23 protein-coding genes are annotated in these 22483 nt (G+C 62.1%); 4 read left to right on the top strand and 19 right to left on the bottom strand.

Annotated elements, in window-relative coordinates:
• Positions 1-129: 129 nt before the first annotated feature.
• Together OS035_RS19440 and OS035_RS19435 are read left to right on the top strand one after the other, a co-directional pair.
• Complete coding sequence (locus OS035_RS19440) at positions 130-1350, top strand: bifunctional 2-C-methyl-D-erythritol 4-phosphate cytidylyltransferase/2-C-methyl-D-erythritol 2,4-cyclodiphosphate synthase (protein ID WP_097625378.1); 1221 nt, start codon at positions 130-132, stop codon at positions 1348-1350.
• Entirely contained in the window at positions 1347-1877 is a 531-nt protein-coding gene (locus tag OS035_RS19435) for a CinA family protein (RefSeq protein ID WP_097625377.1), read from the top strand. The genes OS035_RS19440 and OS035_RS19435 overlap by 4 nt, the downstream gene beginning before the upstream one ends.
• On the opposite strand, the gene OS035_RS19430 is transcribed toward OS035_RS19435, so the two are convergent.
• The 16 genes from OS035_RS19430 to OS035_RS19355 form a co-directional block, all read right to left on the bottom strand.
• Positions 1862-2314 carry a type II toxin-antitoxin system RatA family toxin gene (locus OS035_RS19430; protein ID WP_003586640.1) on the bottom strand — a complete coding sequence of 151 codons (453 nt, stop codon included), beginning with the start codon at positions 2312-2314 and terminating at the stop codon, positions 1862-1864. The genes OS035_RS19435 and OS035_RS19430 overlap by 16 nt on opposite strands.
• A 9-nt stretch (positions 2315-2323) precedes the next feature.
• Positions 2324-2917 (bottom strand): AAA family ATPase, encoded by a 594-nt coding sequence (locus OS035_RS19425; RefSeq protein WP_097625376.1) that lies wholly within the window; start codon positions 2915-2917, stop codon positions 2324-2326.
• A gap of 221 nt (positions 2918-3138) precedes the next feature.
• Positions 3139-4110: a lipoyl synthase gene (gene lipA, locus OS035_RS19420; RefSeq protein ID WP_054183185.1), complete on the bottom strand. Its 972-nt coding sequence runs from the start codon at positions 4108-4110 to the stop codon at positions 3139-3141.
• A gap of 151 nt (positions 4111-4261) precedes the next feature.
• Entirely contained in the window at positions 4262-4510 is a 249-nt protein-coding gene (locus OS035_RS19415; protein WP_097625375.1) for a GlsB/YeaQ/YmgE family stress response membrane protein, read from the bottom strand.
• Between the two features lie 14 nt (positions 4511-4524).
• Entirely contained in the window at positions 4525-4779 is a 255-nt protein-coding gene (locus OS035_RS19410; protein ID WP_003539329.1) for a GlsB/YeaQ/YmgE family stress response membrane protein, read from the bottom strand.
• Positions 4780-4899: 120 nt separating this feature from the next.
• Positions 4900-6345, bottom strand: coding sequence for a dihydrolipoyl dehydrogenase (lpdA, locus tag OS035_RS19405; protein ID WP_331813985.1), 1446 nt, complete (start codon positions 6343-6345; stop codon positions 4900-4902).
• Between the two features lie 19 nt (positions 6346-6364).
• A complete protein-coding gene (locus OS035_RS19400) occupies positions 6365-6946 on the bottom strand; it encodes a GNAT family N-acetyltransferase (protein ID WP_183777718.1) in 582 nt (193 codons plus the stop codon).
• Between the two features lie 2 nt (positions 6947-6948).
• Positions 6949-7590: an SGNH/GDSL hydrolase family protein gene (locus tag OS035_RS19395; RefSeq protein ID WP_131710883.1), complete on the bottom strand. Its 642-nt coding sequence runs from the start codon at positions 7588-7590 to the stop codon at positions 6949-6951.
• A 19-nt stretch (positions 7591-7609) separates the two neighbouring features.
• The gene (locus OS035_RS19390; protein ID WP_183777719.1) at positions 7610-8959 is read right to left on the bottom strand and encodes a pyruvate dehydrogenase complex dihydrolipoamide acetyltransferase; all 1350 of its coding nucleotides are present in this window, start codon (positions 8957-8959) and stop codon (positions 7610-7612) included.
• Position 8960: 1 nt separating this feature from the next.
• The gene (locus OS035_RS19385; protein WP_064838362.1) at positions 8961-9263 is read right to left on the bottom strand and encodes a hypothetical protein; all 303 of its coding nucleotides are present in this window, start codon (positions 9261-9263) and stop codon (positions 8961-8963) included.
• A gap of 10 nt (positions 9264-9273) precedes the next feature.
• Positions 9274-10665 (bottom strand): pyruvate dehydrogenase complex E1 component subunit beta, encoded by a 1392-nt coding sequence (locus tag OS035_RS19380; RefSeq protein ID WP_183777720.1) that lies wholly within the window; start codon positions 10663-10665, stop codon positions 9274-9276.
• A gap of 16 nt (positions 10666-10681) precedes the next feature.
• Positions 10682-11728 carry a pyruvate dehydrogenase (acetyl-transferring) E1 component subunit alpha gene (gene pdhA, locus OS035_RS19375; protein ID WP_097625368.1) on the bottom strand — a complete coding sequence of 349 codons (1047 nt, stop codon included), beginning with the start codon at positions 11726-11728 and terminating at the stop codon, positions 10682-10684.
• A gap of 145 nt (positions 11729-11873) precedes the next feature.
• A complete protein-coding gene (locus OS035_RS19370) occupies positions 11874-12194 on the bottom strand; it encodes an FtsB family cell division protein (protein ID WP_049735204.1) in 321 nt (106 codons plus the stop codon).
• 135 nt (positions 12195-12329) lie between these two features.
• On the bottom strand, positions 12330-13604 hold the full coding sequence (gene eno / locus OS035_RS19365) for a phosphopyruvate hydratase (RefSeq protein ID WP_064838359.1): 1275 nt from the start codon (positions 13602-13604) through the stop codon (positions 12330-12332).
• 141 nt (positions 13605-13745) lie between these two features.
• On the bottom strand, positions 13746-14591 hold the full coding sequence (gene kdsA / locus OS035_RS19360) for a 3-deoxy-8-phosphooctulonate synthase (protein WP_097625366.1): 846 nt from the start codon (positions 14589-14591) through the stop codon (positions 13746-13748).
• On the bottom strand, positions 14591-15484 hold the full coding sequence (locus OS035_RS19355) for a VOC family protein (protein ID WP_183777723.1): 894 nt from the start codon (positions 15482-15484) through the stop codon (positions 14591-14593). Before OS035_RS19355 ends, kdsA begins: the two co-directional genes overlap by 1 nt.
• A 196-nt stretch (positions 15485-15680) precedes the next feature.
• On the opposite strand from OS035_RS19355, the gene lexA reads away from it, so the two are divergent.
• Positions 15681-16400: a transcriptional repressor LexA gene (gene lexA, locus OS035_RS19350; protein WP_097625365.1), complete on the top strand. Its 720-nt coding sequence runs from the start codon at positions 15681-15683 to the stop codon at positions 16398-16400.
• Here lexA and OS035_RS19345 read toward each other — a convergent pair.
• Entirely contained in the window at positions 16381-18810 is a 2430-nt protein-coding gene (locus tag OS035_RS19345; protein WP_183777724.1) for a ComEC/Rec2 family competence protein, read from the bottom strand. The genes lexA and OS035_RS19345 overlap by 20 nt on opposite strands.
• A 290-nt stretch (positions 18811-19100) precedes the next feature.
• Between OS035_RS19345 and gltA the strand changes: the two genes are divergently transcribed.
• Positions 19101-20390: a citrate synthase gene (gltA, locus tag OS035_RS19340; protein ID WP_049735207.1), complete on the top strand. Its 1290-nt coding sequence runs from the start codon at positions 19101-19103 to the stop codon at positions 20388-20390.
• Between the two features lie 42 nt (positions 20391-20432).
• Here the strand turns inward: gltA and lpxB are convergent, their stop codons facing one another.
• The gene (gene lpxB / locus OS035_RS19335) at positions 20433-21602 is read right to left on the bottom strand and encodes a lipid-A-disaccharide synthase (protein ID WP_183777725.1); all 1170 of its coding nucleotides are present in this window, start codon (positions 21600-21602) and stop codon (positions 20433-20435) included.
• On the bottom strand, positions 21599-22480 hold the full coding sequence (locus OS035_RS19330; protein ID WP_097625362.1) for an LpxI family protein: 882 nt from the start codon (positions 22478-22480) through the stop codon (positions 21599-21601). Before OS035_RS19330 ends, lpxB begins: the two co-directional genes overlap by 4 nt.
• Between the last annotated feature and the right edge of the window lie 3 nt (positions 22481-22483).

The raw sequence follows: 22483 nt of genomic DNA, 5'->3' as shown, positions 1-22483 counted from the left end.
TTTTAGCCATTGTTCCCCGGCTTGCCAAGGGGGCTAAGATCGAAATCGATATTTTTCGGGCAGATGCTGGAAAAGGCCAAAACAAGACGTTAGAGCACTCGGGTCAATTCCGCATAATTTAGGGGATTTATGCTGCAAATGCCTTCTAAGCAACCGATATCGGCTGGAATTGTCATCGTCGCCGCCGGCCGCGGCGAGCGTGCAGGCTCCTCCGAGGAAGGCCCCAAGCAGTATCGCCTGATCGGCGGCAAGCCGGTTATCGCTCATACGCTTGAAAACTTCATGACGTGGGGGCCGACGACCGAGATCGTCGTCGTTATTCATCCTGATGACGAGGCACTGTTTGCAAAGGCGTTGCGCCACATCGTCTCGGCAACCCCGATCGAAACCGTGCATGGCGGCGCGACCCGGCAGCAATCCGTGCTGGCCGGGCTGAGATACCTCAAGAGCAAGCAAATCAGCCATGTGCTGATCCATGACGCGGTGCGGCCGTTCTTCGACCATGCGCTTCTCGACCGCATCGCCGAGAACCTTGGCGACGGCGCGCAGGCAGTGCTGCCGGCGATCCCGGTCACAGACACGCTGAAACGTGCCGACAGTGCCGGCACCGTGCTGACGACGGTGTCGCGCGACCACCTCTACGCCGCGCAGACGCCGCAATCCTTCGCCTTCGAAACGATCCTCGACGCGCATGAAAAGGCGGCGGCGAGCGGGCGCAGCGATTTCACCGACGATGCCTCGATCGCGGAATGGGCGGGCATTCCGGTGACGATCGTCGAGGGCGCGGCCGATAACGTCAAACTCACGGTGAAGAAGGATATCGCCATGGCCGACGACAAACTGTCGACGTCGCTGCTTCCTGATGTGCGCACCGGCAATGGCTACGACGTGCACCAACTCGTAGCGGGTGATGGCGTCACACTCTGCGGCGTGTTTATCCCGCACGACCAGAAGCTCAAAGGCCACTCGGATGCCGACGTCGCGCTGCATGCGCTGACGGACGCGCTGCTCGCCACCTGCGGCGCCGGCGATATCGGCGATCATTTCCCACCCTCCGACCCGCAATGGAAAGGGGCGGCGTCGCGCATCTTCATCGAACATGCCGCCCGGATCGTGCGCGAGCGCGGCGGCACGATCATGAATGCCGATGTCTCGCTGATCGCCGAGGCGCCGAAGGTCGGCCCGCATCGCGAGACCATGCGGATGAGACTGTCGGAGTATCTCCGCATCGATATCGAGCGCTGCTCGGTTAAGGCGACGACCAACGAGACGATCGGCTTCGTCGGCCGGCGCGAAGGCATCGCGGCGATCGCCACGGCGACCGTCGTCTATCGCGGGGGGAATCGATGAGCCTTTTTCCCGAGGAAATTCTGTCGGCGGCGCAGACGATTATCCGGGACTTCACGGCCGCGGGACTGATGATCTCGACCGCCGAATCGTGCACCGGCGGGCTGATATCAGGCGCGCTGACCGAGATATCGGGTTCATCCGCCGTCGTCGACCGCGGCTTCGTCACCTATACCAATACCGCAAAGATGGAGCTGCTTGGCGTGCAGGAGGCAACGCTTTTGCGCTTCGGGGCGGTCTCCGAGGAAACGGCGCGGCAAATGGTGCATGGCGCCCTCTTCCGCTCGCGCGCGGCGATCGCCGTCGCCGTCACCGGCATTGCCGGCCCCGGCGGCGGATCGGCGGAAAAACCGGTCGGCCTCGTGCATCTCGCCGCCCAATCGCGCGCCGGCGCGCTCGTCCATCGGAAAATGCTCTATGGCGATATCGGCCGCAGCGAGGTTCGGCTGGCAACGGTCGGAACGGCGCTGGAGATGGTGCGCTCCCTCCTTGACGGACGCCGGCAATCGCCGCGTCAGGCCGGCGCGTAGATCCTGCTCGCCCTAGTCTCGAAGGCTTCCGTGAACATGCGGAAGGCGCGGTCGAACATCGAGCCCATCAATGCCCCGAGAATGCGGCTCTTGAACTCGTAGTCGATGAAGAAATCGACGGTGCAGCCGCCGGTCGGCGTCTCGGCGAAATGCCAGCGATTGTCGAGGTATCTGAACGGGCCGTCGATATATTTGACCTCGATGACGTGCTCGGCGCGGTTCAGCAACACCTGCGTCGTGAAGGTTTCGCGGATCGCCTTGTATCCCACCGTCATATCGGCAACGAGCAGGATCTTGCCATCGCGCTCTTTGCGGCTCCTGATGGCGAGCGCTTCACAGAGCGGCAGGAATTCCGGATAGCGCTCGACATCGGCAACGAGGTCAAACATCTGATCGGGCGTGTGCGGGACGGGACGATGGGTTTCGAATTGCGGCATAGGCGGCAATTAAGCGGGCCGGGCGAGAAGATCAAGAAGCTCACGCATCTGACGGCGGGATTTTAGCTGGAGCACGGGTACTTCAGGGCCATGTTCAGCAATGCCGGCGGTGATGCGCGGTGCGATTTTCTCCTCGAATGTCCAGATGAAGCGCAGGAATTCCAAATCGATCTTCTCGGGACAGCCCGGTGCCATTTCCGGGCGGTTGCGACCGATCCATTTCGCCCATCGGCTGATTGCGCCCCAGATACAGAGAAGTCGCGGCATTCGGACCCAGAGGACGAAATCGGTCCGCGGCATCCGAATGTCCAACGAGGACGGATTGCTGCCATCCATAATCCAGCGTTCTTCGAGGATGCGGCTGGCGATGATATTTCTCTGCTCTGCCCTTTCGCGCACCACCCAGCCGGGAAGCCAGAAAACGTCGCGATCGAGCGAAATATACGGCAGCCCGAAGCGCTTGGCGATCTTCAGCGAAATAGTTGATTTTCCACCACCCGAGCAGCCCACGACGAGGATGCGTCCGGCTCTACGGATATGCTCCGCAGCCTGTTCGATGTCGGTGATCGTCTGATGCGGCGGCAGCTCTGCTCTCTGGTCCATCGTGTCGTCCTCGGTCCGTCCGCGCCAAAGGCTGCCCCTCACCCTAACCCTCTCCCCGTAAACGGGTAGAGGGGACGTGCCAAACGCAGCGTTAAAGTTGAGGAGGCGGGTGCGGCATATCCCCTTCGCCCCGTTTACGGGGAGAAGGTGCCGGCAGGCGGATGAGGGGCATGCGGCGATCGCGAGGGCGAGGATATTCTCATGTCGCGGAGCGCGAACCCTTACTCAGCTGCCATCAGCAGCTTCTTTTCGCGCGCCGCTCTCAGCCTTGCGAAATCATCGCCGGCGTGGTGGGAGGAGCGGGTCAGCGGACTGGAGGCAACCATCAGGAAGCCCTTGCTGTAGGCGACCGTCTCGTAGGACTTGAACTCGTCCGGCGTGACGAAGCTTTCGACCTTGTGATGCTTGCGGGTCGGCTGCAGGTACTGGCCAATCGTCAGGAAATCGACGTCGGCGGTGCGCAGGTCATCCATCAGTTGCAGCACCTCGTTGCGCTCCTCGCCAAGGCCGACCATGATGCCCGATTTGGTGAACATCGTGGGATCGAGTTCCTTCACCCGCTGCAAGAGACGGATGGAGTGGAAGTAGCGGGCGCCGGGGCGAACCGTCAGATAATTGCCGGCGACCGTTTCCATATTGTGGTTGAAGACGTCGGGTTTGGCGGCGACGACCCGCTCCAAGGCACCCGGCTTCTTCAGGAAGTCCGGCGTCAGGATCTCGATCGTCGTTGCCGGCGAAGCGGCGCGGATCGCCCAGATCACCTTTTCGAAGTGTTCGGCGCCGCCGTCCTCCAGGTCGTCGCGGTCGACCGAGGTGATGACGACGTGGGATAGGCCCATTTCCTTGACCGCCTTGGCGACGTTCTCCGGCTCGGCCATATCGAGCGCGTTCGGCTTGCCGGTGGCGACATTGCAGAAGGCGCAGGCGCGCGTACAGATCTCGCCCATGATCATGAACGTCGCGTGCTTCTTGTCCCAGCACTCGCCGATATTCGGGCAGCCGGCCTCCTCGCAGACGGTGACGAGCTTGTGCTCCTTCACGATCGCGCGCGTTTCGGCATAGCCCTTGGAGGTCGGCGCCTTGACGCGGATCCAGTCCGGCTTGCGCATGACCTCGGTATCGGGCCGATGCGCCTTCTCGGGATGGCGCACGCGCTTGGCGTCAGGATTGATCGTATCGAGAATGGTCACCATTGCAGTATCAGCTTTCCGCCGCCCCTAAGCGGCATCATCTCTTGGATCTAAAGCGCATCGCGATCTTTCAGATTCGCTCCTCGCGCTTTAGCTCTTTGTTTTTCCGCACGTCGTTGCCGCAAAACCGCTGCACACTTTTGCGCGACATACTTTAGCGCCGCACCAGCCGCGCAAGGAATATCAGCAGGCAGGCGCCGAGGAAACCGGTCACGAAATAACCGAGCCGTCCGCCGGCAAGCTGGACATGGAACTCAGCGAGGATGGCAGTGGCGACGACCGAGCCGACGATGCCGAGCACAATGTTCAGGAAAATCCCATACCGCGCCTCCATCAGCTTGCCGGCAAGCCAACCCGCAAGCCCGCCGATGATGATTGCCGAAATCCAGCCCACGCCTTCCATGCCTGCCCTTACCCTTAAGCGACCGCCCTGGCGATCAGCACCACGATGATGGCGCCGACGGTGGCGTGGATGATCTGCACGACCAGCGCGTTTTCAATGCCCAGCGAAATGCCGAGCGCGCTGAACAGATAACCGCCGACGAAGGCGCCGATGATTCCGCTCAGCAGGCATCTGATCAAGCCGCCGCCACCGACGACCAGACTTGCTAGGAAGCCTGCAACCAGGCCGATCAGCAAAAACACCAACAACGCCTGCGTCTCCATAGACATGATGATTTCCTTTCGTTTTTTCCAGCCCCCGATGGATGGCCTAGGCCATCCCGTAGGATGGCTTCGCCGCCTCTGCGGGACGGCTTGCCGCCTTGGGATAGAGGGCAGCCCTGGAAATTATCAAGCGTTCAGCACGCGGCCATAGGCATCGAGCACCGCTTCCTTCATCGTTTCGGAGACTGTGGGATGCGGGAAGATGGTGTGCATCAATTCTTCCTCGGTCGTCTCCAGGTTCATCGCAACGACGAAGCCCTGGATGAGCTCGGTGACTTCGGCGCCGACCATGTGGGCACCGAGCAGTTCGCCGGTCTTCTTGTCGAAGATCACCTTCACCATGCCCTGGTCTTCACCGAGCGCGATCGCCTTGCCGTTTGCCGCGAAGGAGAAGCGACCAACGCGAATGTCGCGGCCGAGTTCCTTGGCTTTCGCTTCGGTGAGCCCGACGGAAGCGACCTGCGGATTGCAATAGGTGCAGCCGGGAACCTTACCCTTATCGGTCGGATGAACGTTCGGCAGGCCGGCGATCCTTTCGACGCAGACGACACCCTCATGCTCGGCCTTGTGCGCCAGCATCGGCGGGCCGGCAACGTCGCCGATCGCATAGATGCCGGCGACATTGGTCTTGCCGTAACCGTCGGCGACGACACAGCCGCGGTCGGTCTTGATGCCGAGCGCTTCCAATCCGAGATTTTCGATGTTGCCCTGAACGCCGACGGCGGAGATCATCCGGTCGGCGGTAATCTGCTGCACCTTGCCATCCGCAGTCTCGACATGGGCGGTGATGCTGCCGGCACCCTTCTCGACCTTCGTGACCTTGGCGCTGGTGAAGATCTTCAGGCCGCGCTTTTCAAGCTGCTTGCGGGCGATGGCGGTGATCTCGGCATCTTCGACCGGCATGATGGTCGGCATGACTTCGACAACCGTCACGTCGACGCCCATCGAGCGGTAGAAGCTGGCGAATTCGATGCCGATCGCGCCCGAGCCCATGACGATCAGCGACTTCGGCAGCGCATCCGGCTTCAGCGCCTCGAAATAGGTCCAGATCAGCTTGCCGTCGGGCTCGATGCCGGGCAGCGCGCGCGGGCGGGCGCCGGTGGCGATGATGATGTGCTTGGCGGTGTAGGTGCCCTCGCCCTTGACATTCTTCGGCAGCGGGTGCTGCGGCTCGACGACCGGCTTCGACGACTTGCCGACGACGATCTCGCCTGGTTTGGTGATCTTTCCCTCGCCCCAGATGATGTCGATCCTGTTCTTCTTCATCAGGAAGCCGACGCCGGCGTTGAGGCGGGCGGAGACGGCGCGCGAGCGGCCAACGACGGCCTTGGCATCCGGCTTGACCGTGCCTTCGAGAACGAGGCCGAAATCCTTGAAGTGATTGGCGTGATCCAGCACCTCGGCCGAGCGCAGCAGCGCCTTTGTGGGGATGCAGCCCCAGTTCAGGCAGATGCCGCCCACATGCTCGCGCTCGACTATCGCGGTCTTGAGGCCGAGCTGAGCGGCGCGGATGGCGGCGACATAGCCGCCGGGACCGGAGCCGATGATGATGACGTCGTAGGATTCAGCCATGTGTTTCCTGCCCTTTGTTTTACGCTGCGCTGCGGGTCATGAGCACCCACGCGTGGCTCTTGCTGTTTTCGAAGAGCGACACGGCATCGGCGCGCGCAGCCTCCAGGAATCCGTTTCTTCCATAAAGCGACAAAGCCGCTTCGTTATCACTTGCGGTGATCAGGCTGACGGGGCGGCGATCGGCCCTGTCGATCTGATCTTCCAGCAGCCTGCGTCCGATGCCGATGCCGCGCAGATGGCGATAGACGCCGAGACTGCCGATGAACCAGCTTCCCACAACCGTTTTCTGCAAGGCGAGCATCGGCTCGGTCGCCGGGATCGTCGCCTCGATATCACCTATGCCGTCCTCCAGCGCATGGCCGATCGCCACACCTGCGACTTCGCCATAGGCCTCGGCGATGACGGAATCCCGCCAGCTGCCGACAGCGTCCTCCTCGCTCATCTTCAGCCTGCCCCGCTCCATCGGCGTGTCGCTGACGCCATTCGCCACATCGGCGCACCAGAGCCAGGAGGCAAAACCGTGCGAAGCAATATCCGCCAGAATCGCCAGCTCCGAGGCATCCCGCCGTGAGGCCTGCCGCAGCGCGATGAAGGCGGTCATCGTCAGATCCCCAGCATCATCCGAACGATCGATTCCAGCCCGCGCCCCAGCGACCGCGTATTCTCCGCATCGAGATGGATGCCATCAATCGGCGTGGTCCTGGCGACGGAATTGCCGTCGAAAAAGCCGCAACCGAGTTCGTCGGCAAGATCACGATAAAGCGTCGCAAGCTTTGCCGATTCGTCGATGCCGCCCGGAAAGGACGCGGCGAAAGGCACATTGCCCGTCGCGCAGATCGCCGGCGGCGCCACGATCAGGATCTCCGGCCCGTCGAATTCGAAGGGCCAGGCGTGATTGCGGATCAGCCGCACGAGGCGGCTGATGCCCTGGCAGGCGGCAAAGGCCGAACCCGCCACGACCGGCTTCATATCGTTGGTGCCGAGCAGGAGGATGACGAGATCGAGCGGCGCATGCGTCTGCAGGATCGTCGGCAGAACGCGCGCACCATTGCGGTCGCAATCGGCGAGATGATCGTCGAAAGCGGTCGTGCGGCCGTTCAGCCCTTCGGCGATGATGCGCGCCTCGCTGCCGAGCGCTGCCTGAAGCACGCTCGGCCAGCGGTTTTTGTAGTCATGACGGCCGATCGTATCGGCGTCATAACCCCAGGTCAGCGAGTCGCCATAGCAAAGAACGGTCTTGGTCATTTCCGCCTCCGCCCAGCTATCAGACAAGCATGCCCATCGGGTTCTCGATGTAGCCCTTGAAGGCCTGGAGCAGCTCGGCGCCGAGCGCACCATCGACGCAGCGATGGTCGGTCGACAGCGTAACCGACATCACCGTGGCGATCGCCATTTCGCCGTTCTTGACGACGACCCGCTGTTCGCCGGCGCCGACCGCGAGGATCGTCGCATGCGGCGGGTTGACGACGGCTGCGAAGTTCTTGACGCCCATCATGCCCATGTTCGACACCGAGCTAGTGCCGCCCTGATATTCCTCGGGCTTCAGCTTGCGGTCCTTGGCCCGCTTACCGAGATCGCGCATCTCGTTGGAGATGACAGACAGCGTCTTCTGCTCGGCCTTGCGGATGATCGGGGTGATCAGGCCGCCGGGGATCGAGACGGCGACGCCGACATCGGCGTGCTTGTGCTTGATCAAGTTGGTCTCGGTCCAGGAGACGTTGGCATCCGGCACGTCACGCAGCGCCAGCGCCATGGCCTTGATGACCATGTCGTTGACCGAGAGCTTGTAGGCTGGAGCGTTATCCTTGCGCGGCGCCGCATCGTTCAACTGCGCGCGCAGCGCCATCAGAGCGTCGAGCTCGCAATCGACGCTGACATAGAAATGCGGGATCGTCTGCTTGGATTCGACCAGACGCCGGGCGATCGTCTTGCGCATGCCGTCATGCGGCACGAGCTCGTAGGAGCCCGGCTCGAAGAGCTTGAGCACGGCATCCTCGGAAGCGGCCTTCGGCGCTGCGGCCGGAGCCGGAGCGGCGGCAGCCTGCGGGGCAGCAGCGGACGGCGCGGCGGCAGGTTTGGCGCCACCACCGGCAACGGCGGCTTCGACGTCGCTCTTAACGACGCGGCCATGCGGTCCAGAGCCGGCGACAGCCGAAAGATCGATACCGGCTTCCTTGGCAAGCCTGCGGGCAAGCGGCGAAGAGAAGGTGCGGTTGCCGTTTGAGGAAACCGCCGCGGGTGCGGCGGCGGGCGCCGGCGCTACAGCCGCCTCAGCCTTCGCCGGTGCAGCCTCGGCCTTCGGCGCGGGGGCGGCGTCAGCCTTCGCCGGAGCGGCAGAGCCTGCACCGCTTGCCGCAGTGGCGACATCCTCGCCATCAGCGGCGAGAACGGCGATCAGCGCATTGACCTTGACACCTTCGGTGCCGGCGGCAACGACGAGCTTGGCGACCGTGCCTTCATCGACGGCTTCGACTTCCATCGTCGCCTTGTCGGTCTCGATCTCGGCGATCACATCGCCAGACTTGACCGTGTCGCCTTCCTTGACCAGCCATTTGGAAAGATTGCCTTCCTCCATGGTCGGAGAGAGGGCGGGCATCGTGATATTGATCGGCATATTAGTGGCCCTCCCTGAGCGAACCGGCAACGGCGAGTTCAAGCTGCCGCCCGCCAATCGACTTTCCAATTGTGCGTGCCAAAATAAAGTTGAACACAAAAAAACTTGCGATCAGACCGCTAATAGCACCACCCCATTGCAGAAACGGAGTTATCGTCTCCCGAGGTATGCCGGCAATCCCACCAGCAACCCCTAAAACGAACCCAAAAGCTGCACCGGCAACAAAACCGCAGATGGCGCTGAGTAAAACCAACTTCCAATAGATCGACCAAGCAATGCGCCTGACATCTTTCATCACGGCCATCACCCGCCCCTTATTTGTAGCAAACAGCCTTCACCGCATCGACGACTTCACCGACGTTCGGAAGCGCCAGCTTTTCGAGATTGGCGGCGTAAGGCATCGGTACGTCCTTGCCCGCAATCGTCAGGATCGGCGCATCGAGATAGTCGAAGGCCTGCTGCATGACGCGGGTGGCGATTTCGGTGCCGACTGAAGACTGCGGATAACCTTCCTCGACGGTGACCAGACGGCCGGTCTTCTTGACCGATTCGATGACCGTCGGAAGGTCCATCGGCCGGATGGTGCGAAGATCGATAAGCTCGACGTCGATGCCGATCTTTTCGAGTTCGGCAACCGCCTTCGTCGCATAGGTCATACCGATGCCGAAGGAGACGACTGTGACGTCCTTGCCCGAACGGTGAATACGGGCCTTGCCGATCGGCAGCACGAAATTGTCGAGCTTCGGCACGTCGAAGTGCTGGCCGTAGAGAATTTCGTTTTCGAGGAAGATGACCGGGTTCGGATCGCGGATCGCTGCCTTCAGCAGGCCCTTTGCGTCGGACGCCGTATAAGGCATGACGACCTTCAGGCCGGGGATCGCGCTGTACCAGGCCGCATAATCCTGGCTGTGCTGGGCGCCGACACGGGCGGCCGCACCGTTCGGGCCGCGGAAGACGATCGGAGCACCCATCTGGCCGCCGGACATATAGAGCGTCTTGGCGGCGGAGTTGATGATGTGGTCGATCGCCTGCATGGCGAAGTTGAAGGTCATGAACTCGACGATCGGGCGCAGGCCGGCCATGGCGGCACCGACGCCGACGCCGGCAAAGCCGTGCTCGGTGATCGGCGTATCGATGACGCGGCGGGGGCCGAATTCCTGCAGCAGGCCTTGGGTGACCTTGTAGGCGCCCTGATATTCGGCGACTTCCTCGCCCATGACGAAGACGTCGTCGCTGGCGCGCATTTCTTCGGCCATGGCGTCGCGGAGCGCTTCGCGCACGGTCATCGACACCATTTCGGTGCCGGCCGGGATTTCCGGATCGTTCGGAACGGCAGCCTTCGGCTCGGCCGGAACGGGAGCAGCAGCCGAACCGGTGTTGGTCGGCTTTTCTTCCTGGGCAACCTGCGGAGCAGCGACTGGCTGAGCAGCAGCAGGCGCAGTGGAAATCGCGTCGGCCGATTCGCCGTCCTGCAGCAGCACAGCGATCTTGGTGTTGACCTTGACGCCTTCGGTGCCGGCATCGACCAGCAGCTTGCCGATGACGCCTTCGTCGACGGCTTCGACTTCCATCGTCGCCTTGTCGGTTTCGATTTCGGCAATCACGTCGCCTGAGGTGACCTTGTCACCTTCCTGCTTCAGCCATTTGGACAGCGTGCCTTCTTCCATCGTCGGAGAGAGGGCGGGCATGAGGATATCGATAGGCATGGGTTCCCTCCCCCGATTAGAGCAGAATGTCGGTGTAGAGCTCGGATGCATCCGGCTCCGGATCGGCCTGGGCGAAATCGGCGCTGTCGGCGACGATGTCGCGGACATCCTTGTCGATCGCCTTCAGATCGTCTTCGGAGGCCCAGCCCTTTTCGATGAGGCGCGCCTTGACCTGCTCGATCGGATCCTGCTCGGAGCGCATCTTCTGCACTTCTTCCTTCGAGCGATATTTCGCCGGATCCGACATGGAGTGGCCGCGGTAACGATAGGTCAGCATTTCGAGAATGATCGGGCCCTTGCCGGAGCGGCAATGTTCGAGCGCCTCGTCGGCGGCCGCCTTGACGGCGCGAACGTCCATGCCGTCAACCTGGATGCCGGGGATGCCGAAGCCGGAGCCGCGCAGCGAGTAGTTCGACTGCGCAGTGGCGCGGGCCGTCGAGGTGCCCATGGCGTAGCGGTTGTTCTCGACGATATAGACGATCGGCAGCTTCCAGAGGGCCGCCATGTTGAAGCTCTCGTAGACCTGGCCCTGGTTGGCGGCGCCATCGCCGAAATAGGCGATCGAGACATTGCCGTTGCCGCGGTAATGGTTGGCAAAGGCAAGACCGGTTCCGAGCGAAACCTGGGCGCCGACGATGCCGTGGCCGCCGTAGAAATGCTTCTCTTTCGAGAACATGTGCATCGAGCCGCCCTTCCCGTGGGAATAGCCGCTGCGGCGGCCGGTCAGCTCGGCCATGACGCCGCGCGCTTCCATGCCGGTTGCCAGCATGTGGCCGTGGTCGCGATAGGCGGTGATGACCTGGTCGCCTTCCTTCTGCGCCATCTGCATGCCGACGACGACAGCTTCCTGACCGATATAGAGGTGGCAAAAGCCGCCGATGAAGCCCATGCCGTAAAGCTGGCCAGCCTTCTCCTCGAAGCGGCGGATCAGCAGCATCTCGCGATAGGCCTTGAACTCCTCATCGCGATCGAAGTCGGCTACCGGGCCTCCATTCGATGCTTTGGCTGCCGGTTTTGCTGCAGTTTTGCGGCTGGAAACGGTCGCGGTCTTTCGCGGCGCCATTCAACCCTCCCTATGGGTTTGTCGTTTCTCGATGGCGCGTACCATAGGGAAGAAATATGACCACAGCAATGCCATAATTGCATGGCTCGTATTCAGCACTAAACTATTGGAAATACAAAGAAAATTCCAATTAACCGAATTCCGGTTAATTGGAATAATGGTTGAATATGACGATCTCGTCCGCGCGCGACATATTGAGCTGATAGCGCGCTTTTTCGTCCAACATATCCTTGTCGAGCGAGCCATCACTCAGAAGCGCGACCTGATTTTCCAGATGTTCGCGCTTCGCCTTCAAGATCGCAAGCTCTTTTTCACGCGCGACGCGCTGGTGCTCGAACGTCTCCGTTGCGCGCAGGCCGTAATCGCCGTGAATGCAATGATAGCCGAAATAGGAGAGGAAGGCGACCGTCATGGCCGGAATGACGAAGCGGCCGAATTTTCTCTTCTTATGATGCTTTGTCCACATACACGCATGCTCTTGAACGCATTACCAATTCGTTCAGCATAACGCCCAGAGATTAACCGTTCGTTGACCGTAAAAACGGCCAACAAAAAACCCGCGCCGGGAGGGCGCGGGTCAAATTATCGAAAGCAGATTCGATCAGCCGCGAATGATCGAGCGGCCGGCATACTGGGCCTGGGGGCCGAGGCCTTCCTCGATGCGGATCAGTTGGTTGTACTTGGCAAGACGGTCCGAACGGGACAGCGAGCCGGTCTTGATCTGGCCGCAGTTGGTGGCGACAGCGAGATCGGCGATGGTCGAATCTTCGGTTTCGCCGGAGCGGTGCGACATGACGGCTGTGTAGGCAGCCTTATGCGCCGTGTTGACGGCGTCGAGCGTTTCCGTCAGCGAACCGATCTGGTTGACCTTGACGAGGATCGAGTTGGCGACACCCATGCGGATGCCGTCGCGAAGACGGGCGGAGTTGGTGACGAAGAGATCGTCGCCGACGAGCTGGGTCTTCTTGCCTGTGAGGTCGGTCAGCGTCTTCCAGCCGTCCCAGTCGTCTTCAGCCATGCCGTCCTCGATCGAGATGATCGGGTACTTGGCGGCAAGTTCGGCCAGATATTCGGCCATGGCGCCCGATTCGAGCGTGCGGCCTTCACCTTCGAGGACGTATTTGCCGTCCTTGAAGAACTCCGTCGAGGCGCAATCGAGACCGAGGTAGATGTCCTCACCCGGCCTGTAGCCGGCTTTCTCGACCGACTTGACGATGAAGTCGAGGGCTTCCGAAGCGCTCTTCAGGCCCGGTGCGAAACCGCCTTCATCGCCGACATTGGTGTTGTGGCCCTGGGCGGCCAGTTCCTTGCGGAGCGTGTGGAAGACTTCCGAACCCATACGCACGGCTTCGGCGATCGTATCGGCGCCGACCGGCAGGATCATGAATTCCTGGAAATCGATCGGATTGTCGGCATGGGCGCCGCCGTTGATGATGTTCATCATCGGCACCGGAAGCAGGCTCGCGGAAGCGCCGCCGACGTAGCGATAGAGCGGCAGGCCGGAGGCTTGGGCAGCAGCCTTAGCGACGGCCAGCGACACACCGAGGATAGCGTTGGCGCCGAGGCGCGACTTGTTCGGCGTGCCGTCGAGCTCGATCATGATGTTGTCGATCTGGATCTGGTTTTCGGCATCGATGCCGCCGATCGCGTCGAAGATCTCGGTATTGGCCGCATCGACCGCTTTCTGCACGCCCTTGCCGAGGTAGCGCTTGCCGCCGTCGCGCAGCTCGACCGCCTCATGGGCGCCGGTCGAAGCGCCCGAGGGAACGGCCGCGCGGCCCATGCTGCCGTCTTCGAGATAGACATCGACTTCGACGGTGGGGTTGCCACGGCTATCGAGAATCTCGCGGGCGATGATATCGGTGATTGCAGTCATGGGTTCTTCCTGCTCGGTGGGTGATCAATCGTTCGAAGCCTGTCATAATCGAAGGCGTGCAAATTACAATGGCACATTGCGGCACCCTCGACCTGCATGTCCGATCGTCGCTATAGCACGAACATGTCAGGCTTTTGACTGTCAGCCCTTGGCGACAGCGTCAAAGGCCAGCAGCTTTTCCAGAAGCCGCGGCATGTCCTTCAAATAGACCATGTTCGGGCCGTCGGACGGTGCGTTGTCGGGGTCCTGGTGGGTTTCGACGAAGACGCCGGCAATGCCGGTCGCCACCGCTGCGCGCGCCAGCGTTTCCACGAATTCCCGCTGACCGCCGGAGGAATCGCCCTGCCCGCCCGGCTGCGCCACGGAATGGGTCGCATCGAAGATAACGGGCGCGCCCATCGAAGCCATGATAGGCAGCGAGCGCATGTCGGAAACCAGCGTGTTGTAGCCGAAGGAGGCGCCGCGTTCGCAGAGCAGCACGTTAGGATTGCCGCTGGCGTTGAGCTTCTTCAGGACGTTCTTCATGTCCCAGGGGGCGAGGAACTGGCCCTTCTTGACATTGACGGCACGGCCGGTCTCGGCGGCGGCGATCAGAAGGTCGGTCTGACGGCAGAGGAAGGCCGGGATCTGCAGGACATCGACCACCCTTGCCACTTCGGCGCATTGCTCGGCGGTATGAACGTCGGTGAGAACCGGAAAGCCGAATTCCTTCTTGAGATCGGCGAAGACCTGCATGCCTTTTTCAAGCCCGATGCCGCGCTCGGCCGACAGCGAGGTGCGGTTCGCCTTGTCGAAGGAGCTCTTGTAGACGAGGCCGATGCCGAGCTTGGCGCAGAGCTCCTTGAGCGTGCCGGCAACCATGAAAGCGTGGTCGCGGCTCTCCATCTGGCAGGGGCCGGCAATCAGCGACAGGCGGCCGGTATTGGAAAAGGTGACCTGGCCTGCGCCCTCGCCGATCCTGACTTCCGAATTCGTATCAGTGCTCATCATCTTTCCTCGAAGGCGAAAAGCGTGCCCTGCCCGGGCGCCGGCTTCACCAGAATGCGATTGTTCTTGCGCGTGTAGGTCACTCCGTTAGCAGCCAAATGCGCTTCTGTCACGGCAAGATCGGCGACGGTGAAGAGGATGGCCCGGCCGCGCAGGCCGCGGTCGGCGGATAAGACGGCAACCTCGAAATAGGCCTCCAGCCCCTCCGGCGTCATCAGGCTGATTTTCGCATTCGGCGCCGCGATATTGACGCCGAAACCGGTTTTCTCGACCGCCGACTGCGCCATGGCAAGGCTGACGAAACCGGCGTAGGCGGCGGCATCAGGCGCGCACAGCGCGATCTCGGCGATGCCGGTCACGCCATTGGCATGTGTCTCCAGCGCGCCGCGGTCGGCGGGCAATGGATTGATGCGCTGGCAGGTAAAGAGAAAGAAGTCCGGCGCACGCAGATCCGCTGCAAAGGCCAGTTTGAAGCTGCCGACGCTTTCGGAACCGTCCGGCATCTTCATTGGCCGGCTGAACTCCAGCATCTCGCCGGCGCTCGATCCGCCGGCAGCGAAGTGCCGATGATCGTGGCCGGCATCCTCGGTGCCGAAAACCACCGCCGAAAGCCCCTCATCGCCGCAACGGAAGCGGAAGGCCCGGTTGCGGGCGGTGAAGACATTCCCTTGCCGCGCCGAGGCCTCGCTCTCCTCGACGCTGGCGATACCGAGCGGCTCCAGATAGGTCTTGTCGGCGAAGAAGACACAGGCATTCTCCGTTCCGAAGGGATGGCGGGCATCGGCGGCAACCGTGAAGCCGAGCTTGCCGAGCCGCTCGCGGGCCAGATCGATATTGACGACGGGCAGCACGACATGATCCAGCGGGTGCGGTTTGGCGGAACGCTCGTTCATCATATCCCTCCCTCAAACGATAAGAGATGTGCGACAGCACCACCCCCAATGCAAGACATGTGTGCCAATCCGGCGAATGAAAATAAAAATCTCAAAGAGTTGGCGGCAAGTTTTACGGAAATTTAGCTACTTGCAGAACACATATGGAACATATAGTGTCTGTTCTGGATTTGTTTCAATCAGGGGTCACACGCCGATGCTCACGCGCAAACAACAGGAGCTTCTCCTTTTCATTCATGAGCGCATGAAGGAATCCGGCGTTCCGCCATCTTTCGACGAGATGAAGGATGCCCTGGATCTGGCCTCCAAATCCGGCATTCATCGCCTGATTACAGCGCTCGAAGAACGCGGTTTCATTCGCCGCCTACCGAACCGCGCCAGGGCGCTCGAGGTCATCAAGCTTCCCGAAGCCTATAGTCCCAGCATCCAGCCCCGGCGCGGCTTTTCGCCGAGCGTCATCGAGGGCAGCCTCGGCAAGCCCCAGCCGGTCGCCGCCCCCGCGCCTGTAAAACCCGTCGCCGACAACGGCAACTCGGTCTCGGTGCCGGTCATGGGCCGAATCGCTGCCGGTGTTCCGATCTCGGCAATCCAGAACAATACCCACGACATCGTCGTTCCCGCCGACATGCTCGGCTCCGGTGAACATTATGCGCTGGAGGTGAAGGGCGATTCGATGATCGACGCCGGCATCTTCGACGGCGACACGGTGATCATCCGCAACGGCAGCACCGCAAGCCCCGGCGACATCGTCGTTGCCCTCGTCGATGACGAGGAAGCGACGCTGAAGCGCTTCCGCCGCAAGGGCGCCTCGATCGCGCTTGAGGCGGCCAACCCGGCTTACGAGACCCGGATCTTTGGGCCCGACCGCGTCAAGGTGCAGGGCAAGCTCGTCGGCCTCATTCGCCGCTATCACTGACACTGGACAGGCCGGATTCGGTAAAACTGTTGCTGCGCCAGTCATAGGCGCGCTGGCGCATCCATGGCCGCGACAGCGTTTCGAATGCGGTTGCGACCTCCAGGCCGGTATCTGCGAAGCGCAGCTCGAGGGAACCGGTCTTGCGCAGCGTCTCACCGGTGAAGAGCGTCGCGCCTGAGCGGCAGCTGTTGAAACGCAGGCGGACCGGCGTCACGACGATATCGGCTGCATCGCAGGCCGGGCCGAGATAAGCGGCATTGTCGATGATGCTTACCACACGGCCATTGCCAAGCCTTGATATGCACCAGGCCTTTTTGACGCAGGAGAAGCGGTTTGTTTCACCGCCCGCGGCGGCCCCCCGCATCGCTGTCCTTGCTTCATTCTGTTGCTCGCGGGAAAGCCTGACGCGTCGGTCTTCCCCCTCCGGCGGGATAGCGGGGCCACCCAGCATCTTCGGCGGGTGATGCGTCGGCAGGACCAGCGCTCTTTGCCACTGGTCGAAGATGAAATCCGGCGGGTTTTCACGATTGGAAGCCATTGCCGCGGTCTCGACGAGCGCGACCAGACCGCCATCCTCCGAAATCACCAGATCCGGCGGCCGGGAAACCGGCAGAATCAACAGAATGAAGGTCGAAACGGCGAGGATTGCTGAGCCGGCATGGCGCAGCCGGGTGCGGAGCAGCGTCAGCAGCAGGAAGCCTGCCACGGCGATGGCGAAATACCAGGCGGGCAAGCGGCCGACGCCGATATCGCCGCCCCAGCCGGACACTGTCTTGGCGACCGCGATCACCAGATCAAGGCCGAAGCCGACCACCTTCCAGAGCGGAGCGTCCAGACCGAACGGCATGAGCAACATCGCCAGCAGCCCGGCCGGCATCACGATGAAGGAGATGATCGGCATCGTCGCGAGGTTTGCCGGCAGGCCGTAAGCGGTCAGGCGATGAAAATGTTCGATCGAAAACAGCGCCGTGGAAAAACCGCCGATCAGCGAAGTCAGGAAGACGCCGCCGAAGAAACCGGCGACCGCAACGAGCGGCCGGAAGACCGGCAGCCTCAGCAAAGCGTTTTCGCGAATGCGCCGCTCCTTCCACAACTGATAACCCGATACCAGCGCCAATGTCGCGGCAAAGGACATCTGGAAGCTCGGGCCCAGGACTTCGGAGGGCGAAATGGCGATGATGACGAGGGCCGAGAGCACGACATTGCGCAGGCTGATCGACGGCCGATCGAAGAAGACGGCAATCAGCATGATGGCCATCATGATAAAGGCGCGTTCAGCCGAGACCCCGAAGCCGGAGATCAGGTAGTAAGCGGTGACGGCGATGAGCGCGCCTGCTGCGGCGATCTTCTTGGTCGGATAGGCCTGGGCAGCACCTGGAAAGAGGCTGAGCAGCATCCGGAAGCCGACGAAGAAGATGCCGGCCGACAACGCCATGTTGAGGCCCGAGATCGCGACGATATGAGCAAGGCCGGACTGGCGCAGCGCCTCCGTCGTCGCATTCGAGATGGCGCGCCGCTCGTCGGTCACCAGAGCAGCGGCAAAAGCGCCCGTATCGCCGGGCAGGATCGATCGAATGCGATCGCCGATACCGCTGCGCAGCCGGTAAAGCCATTCGAGCATTGCTTCCGACGTCGACATTGCACCCTGCGGGCCCGCCCCCAAATCCCTCTCCGGAGCGCCATAGAAGAAGCCGTTGGCACCGATGCCGTCGAAATAGGCACTGAAGGAGAAATCGTTGAGTTCAGGCAGCGCTGGGCCTGCCGGAGGCGTCAGCCGCGCCCTGCCGGTGATGATGTCACCGATCTCGAAAGGCGTATCGGCGCCGCGGACGATCGCGGTGATGCGCCCCGGCCGCCGCTTCAGCTCCGGCGCCTCCGTGCCGGTGACGGCAAGGATGTAGCGCCAACGCCCACGTCCATCGCCTTCCCGCCGTTCGACACGGCCGGTCACCGTCGTCGTCACGGATGAATCGAGGATCACGGTCGAAGCCCTCCAGCTCTCGAATTGTGCTGAGAGCATGCCGCAGGCGAAAAGCGCCAACGCCAGGAAGCTGGCCTGCAGCACCGGCCGGCTGGGGCCGGCGACGAGAACCACGACCGCCGGCATCGCCAGGCAGAGAAGCGACGCGACGAGGGGAAAATCCCATGGCGCGAGAAACCAGAAGGCCGCCCCGGCGCCGAGGAAGACCGGCGAGAACAGCAGCAGTCGGCCATGGTCGGCCTCCTCGCCCAGCATGCGGATTCCGGCACGCAGCGATTGCGAGGCCGCGGCCGGCAGCCGGTGGCGCAACGGCATCGCGGACTGGGTCCTTGCCGACCGTTTCACCACCGCGGGCGCGGCAAAACCTGGGGAATCGGCCAGGCCGGCGCCCGCTTCCGGCCGCAATTCGACTGTCGTCAATTCCTCCATGCCCCGCCCAAGATCACCCGCGCCTGCGGGCAGAATGCAACCTTCAATCAAAACGAGCAAGAATAATCGATTGAAATATGAGGGAAAATCGCCACCGCCAAAAGAGCAGTCGAATCATTGGCTTCCGGTATGCGCGCAGCTCATCGCTGCAGTGCCTAAAAGGTGATGCCGCAATGCACAAAATGCCGTCACGGTAACTTGGCATTAGCTTCGCGATCATATAGCTATCGGTGAGGACGCTTAACCCCTATGGCGCTTTTATGGCGCCACCGCCATTTCGGAGGATCAGTATGACGGATCAAAGCGCTACAATAAAAATCGGTGACAAATCTGTCGACCTAGCCGTCAAGAGCGGCACGATCGGCCCGAGCGTCATCGATATCGGTGCTCTCTATAAGAACACCGCTTCCTTCACTTACGATCCGGGTTTTACCTCGACCGCATCTTGTGAATCCAAGATCACCTACATCGACGGCGACGAAGGTGTGCTGCTGCACCGCGGCTATCCGATCGAGCAGCTGGCCGAGCATGGCGACTTCCTCGAAGTGTGCTACCTGCTTCTCTACGGTGAACTGCCGACCACCGCGCAGAAGAAGGATTTCGATTATCGCGTTACGCACCATACCATGGTGCACGAGCAGATGAGCCGCTTCTTCACCGGCTTCCGCCGCGATGCGCATCCGATGGCCGTCATGTGCGGCTGCGTCGGCGCCCTGTCGGCTTTCTATCACGACTCCACCGACATCACCGATCCGCACCAGCGCATGGTCGCCAGCCTGCGTATGATCGCCAAGATGCCGACGCTTGCCGCGATGGCCTACAAGTACCATATCGGCCAGCCTTTCGTTTATCCGAAGAACGATCTCGACTACGCCTCTAACTTCCTGCGCATGTGCTTTGCTGTGCCTTGCGAAGAATACGTGGTCAATCCGGTGCTCGCCCGCGCCATGGACCGCATCTTCATCCTGCATGCCGATCATGAACAGAACGCCTCGACCTCGACCGTCCGTCTCGCCGGCTCGTCGGGCGCCAACCCGTTCGCCTGCATCGCGGCCGGCATCGCCTGCCTCTGGGGCCCGGCCCATGGCGGCGCCAACGAAGCAGCGCTCAACATGCTGAATGAGATCGGCTCGGTCGACCACATTCCGGAATATATTGCCCGCGCCAAGGACAAGAACGATCCGTTCCGCCTGATGGGCTTCGGTCACCGCGTCTACAAGAACTACGATCCGCGTGCCAAGATCATGCAGAAGACGACGCATGAAGTGCTCGGCGAACTCGGCATCAAGGATGATCCGTTGCTCGAGGTGGCGATGGAGCTGGAGCGCATCGCGCTCACCGACGAATATTTCATCGAAAAGAAGCTCTATCCGAACATCGACTTCTATTCCGGCATCACGCTGAAGGCGCTGGGCTTCCCCACGACCATGTTCACCGTGCTCTTCGCGCTTGCCCGCACCGTCGGCTGGATCGCCCAGTGGAACGAGATGATCGAGGATCCGGAGCAGCGCATCGGCCGCCCGCGCCAGCTCTATGTCGGCGAACCGAAGCGCGACTACATCCCGGTTTCGAAGCGCTGATCGCTTCGGCCAACATATCGGCCCGAAAAGGAGAAAACCCGGTCAGAGACGACCGGGTTTTTTCTTGTCCAGCACGTCGAGCAGGATTTCGGCGGCATGTTCGCCTGGTGGTTTTTCCGTCTGCATGCGCTGCCAGATGAGATCATAGCCTTCCTTCATCGCCTTAAGCTGGTAGGTGTCAGCCGACAGCCTTTCCATCCAGCGGGCGAGGCTTGCCCCGCGAACGACGTCGTTCAGATATTCCGGGACGACGGCGTAATCGGCAATCAGGTTCGGCAGTGCGCCAGTCCAAGTCTTGATGCTTGACGTCAGCAGACGCATGATCCAGTCGACCTTGTAGGCGGAGACGACAGGAACATCGGCAAGCGCCAGTTCAAGAATGACGGTTCCCGATGCCGCCATCGCCGCATCGGCTTCAGCGAATGCCTTCCATTTAGCTTCAGCGCCGACAACGATCTCCGGCTTGACCGCCCATCCCGCCGTCAGTTGGCGGACAAGCGCTTGCCTGTGCGTCACCGTCGGCAGAACAAAGCGCGTCGGCCCATTGCGGGCGACAAGTTCGCTTGCCGCCACCTCGAAATGGGGCAGGAGCTTCTGGATTTCCGAGGAGCGTGAGCCGGGCAGAAGCAGGATCGCGTCGTTGCCGGGCTGCCTGTCGGCGCGCCGGCGCCGGGTCTCCAAGAGCGCCGGGTCGGCGGTCAGGCGATGGCCGACATAGGTGGTTGCCGGCCCGCCAAGGCGCTGCATCGCCGCCGGTTCGAAGGGCAGGACGGCGAGCACATGATCGACATAGGCGAGCATGCGCGTGGCGCGATATTCTTTCCAGGCCCAGACGCTCGGACAGACGTAATTGACGACAGGCAGATCGGGCAGCGCGGTGCGGACGCGCTTTGCGACGCGATGGGTGAAATCCGGGCTGTCGATGATGAGGAGAATGTCGGGCCTTGCAGCGACGATGGCAGCGGTCGTCTGGCGGATCAGCGTATACAGCTTCGGCAGCCGGCTCAGCACCTGGGTGATGCCCATGATCGACAACTCGGAGAAATCGAACAGGGATCGCAAGCCCTCGGCCTGCAGCCCCTCGCCGCCGACGCCGACAAGTTCCACCGGCCCGGTGTGGACCCGCTTCAGGGCGGCGACGAGATCGGCGCCGAGCAGATCACCCGATACCTCGCCGGCAATGACGGCGATCTTCAGCGGCGCCCCGTTCATTCGAGCCCCCATGCCGGCAGCCCGCGATCGATGCCGCAGACGAAAAGCCCTGCCTCATCGGCGGCCTTGATGACGGCGGCGCGATCGAGCACCAGCGAGCGGCCGGCCTCTACCGCGATGCCGCCGAGACCGGCTTTTTTTGCGTTCAGGATCGTGGAAACGCCGATCGCCGGCAGGTCGGCGCGGATATCCTGCTGCGGCTTGCAGAGCTTGACGAGCGCGCCGCGGCGCCGCGGCGAGATGCGCCCGGCGGCTCTGAGACCCGCGACACGGTCCAGCATCTCATCCGTACCCTCGAGCCCCTCGAGTGCCACGACACGGCCGCCGATGCTGATAGCACCCTGCCCGACATCCAGCCGACCGAGCATGTCCGCGGCTTCGGCGGCGCGGCGGATATCGCGCCGGTCTTCCTCACTAGGCGTCGTCGCGCCAAGCGCACCAACAGAGGCAAGCAGATCCGGAGCAATTTCATGGGCGCCGACAACCCGGCGGCCGTTCCCCTCAATCAGCCGGATCACCATCTGCAGAACCGTGTCGTCGCCGCCGGAGAGCAGTGTGCGGATGGCGGCCGGCACTTTCATCAGAATGCGCAGTGTCGGACGCACCTCGCGCCATTCCGGTCGGCGGGCGACGCTGCCCGACATCACGACACGGCCGACACCATAACGGCTGAGCAACCCATCAAGAGCTGCGAAATCGCCGATGCCGATGACGGCGTGATCATAGTCTTCCCAGCGCCGGTCGCTTTCATCCTTCAGGGCGACGATGACGGGATTTTCACCCGCCGCACGCGCGGCTTCGGCGACATAAGAAGGCAGAAGACCGCCGCCGGCAATGATCGCCAGCCGGCCCGCAGCGGTGTCGCCTGATAAAGCCACGGA

The organism is Rhizobium sp. 268 (genome assembly GCF_036571585.1).
Classification (GTDB): Bacteria; Pseudomonadota; Alphaproteobacteria; order Rhizobiales; family Rhizobiaceae; genus Rhizobium; species Rhizobium redzepovicii.
Note: the sequence above shows the minus strand (reverse complement) of the source record. Positions and strands in the feature narration are given on the sequence as shown.

Bases quoted from the DNA above. Each gene is read 5' to 3' on its own strand.
- OS035_RS19395 (WP_131710883.1), bottom strand. From the start codon at position 7,590: ATGACCAAGACCGTTCTTTGCTATGGCGACTCGCTGACCTGGGGTTAT.
- lpdA (WP_331813985.1), bottom strand. From the start codon at position 6,345: ATGGCTGAATCCTACGACGTCATCATCATCGGCTCCGGTCCCGGCGGC.
- OS035_RS19390 (WP_183777719.1), bottom strand. From the start codon at position 8,959: ATGCCGATCAATATCACGATGCCCGCCCTCTCTCCGACCATGGAGGAA.
- kdsA (WP_097625366.1), bottom strand. From the start codon at position 14,591: ATGAGCACTGATACGAATTCGGAAGTCAGGATCGGCGAGGGCGCAGGC.
- OS035_RS19430 (WP_003586640.1), bottom strand. From the start codon at position 2,314: ATGCCGCAATTCGAAACCCATCGTCCCGTCCCGCACACGCCCGATCAG.
- lpxB (WP_183777725.1), bottom strand. From the start codon at position 21,602: ATGAACGGGGCGCCGCTGAAGATCGCCGTCATTGCCGGCGAGGTATCG.
- OS035_RS19355 (WP_183777723.1), bottom strand. From the start codon at position 15,484: ATGAACGAGCGTTCCGCCAAACCGCACCCGCTGGATCATGTCGTGCTG.
- OS035_RS19385 (WP_064838362.1), bottom strand. From the start codon at position 9,263: ATGGCCGTGATGAAAGATGTCAGGCGCATTGCTTGGTCGATCTATTGG.
- OS035_RS19370 (WP_049735204.1), bottom strand. From the start codon at position 12,194: ATGTGGACAAAGCATCATAAGAAGAGAAAATTCGGCCGCTTCGTCATT.
- OS035_RS19435 (WP_097625377.1), top strand. From the start codon at position 1,347: ATGAGCCTTTTTCCCGAGGAAATTCTGTCGGCGGCGCAGACGATTATC.
- OS035_RS19345 (WP_183777724.1), bottom strand. From the start codon at position 18,810: ATGGAGGAATTGACGACAGTCGAATTGCGGCCGGAAGCGGGCGCCGGC.
- OS035_RS19380 (WP_183777720.1), bottom strand. From the start codon at position 10,665: ATGCCTATCGATATCCTCATGCCCGCCCTCTCTCCGACGATGGAAGAA.
- lipA (WP_054183185.1), bottom strand. From the start codon at position 4,110: ATGGTGACCATTCTCGATACGATCAATCCTGACGCCAAGCGCGTGCGC.
- OS035_RS19425 (WP_097625376.1), bottom strand. From the start codon at position 2,917: ATGGACCAGAGAGCAGAGCTGCCGCCGCATCAGACGATCACCGACATC.
- OS035_RS19400 (WP_183777718.1), bottom strand. From the start codon at position 6,946: ATGACCGCCTTCATCGCGCTGCGGCAGGCCTCACGGCGGGATGCCTCG.
- OS035_RS19410 (WP_003539329.1), bottom strand. From the start codon at position 4,779: ATGTCTATGGAGACGCAGGCGTTGTTGGTGTTTTTGCTGATCGGCCTG.
- lexA (WP_097625365.1), top strand. From the start codon at position 15,681: ATGCTCACGCGCAAACAACAGGAGCTTCTCCTTTTCATTCATGAGCGC.
- gltA (WP_049735207.1), top strand. From the start codon at position 19,101: ATGACGGATCAAAGCGCTACAATAAAAATCGGTGACAAATCTGTCGAC.
- eno (WP_064838359.1), bottom strand. From the start codon at position 13,604: ATGACTGCAATCACCGATATCATCGCCCGCGAGATTCTCGATAGCCGT.
- pdhA (WP_097625368.1), bottom strand. From the start codon at position 11,728: ATGGCGCCGCGAAAGACCGCGACCGTTTCCAGCCGCAAAACTGCAGCA.
- OS035_RS19415 (WP_097625375.1), bottom strand. From the start codon at position 4,510: ATGGAAGGCGTGGGCTGGATTTCGGCAATCATCATCGGCGGGCTTGCG.
- OS035_RS19440 (WP_097625378.1), top strand. From the start codon at position 130: ATGCTGCAAATGCCTTCTAAGCAACCGATATCGGCTGGAATTGTCATC.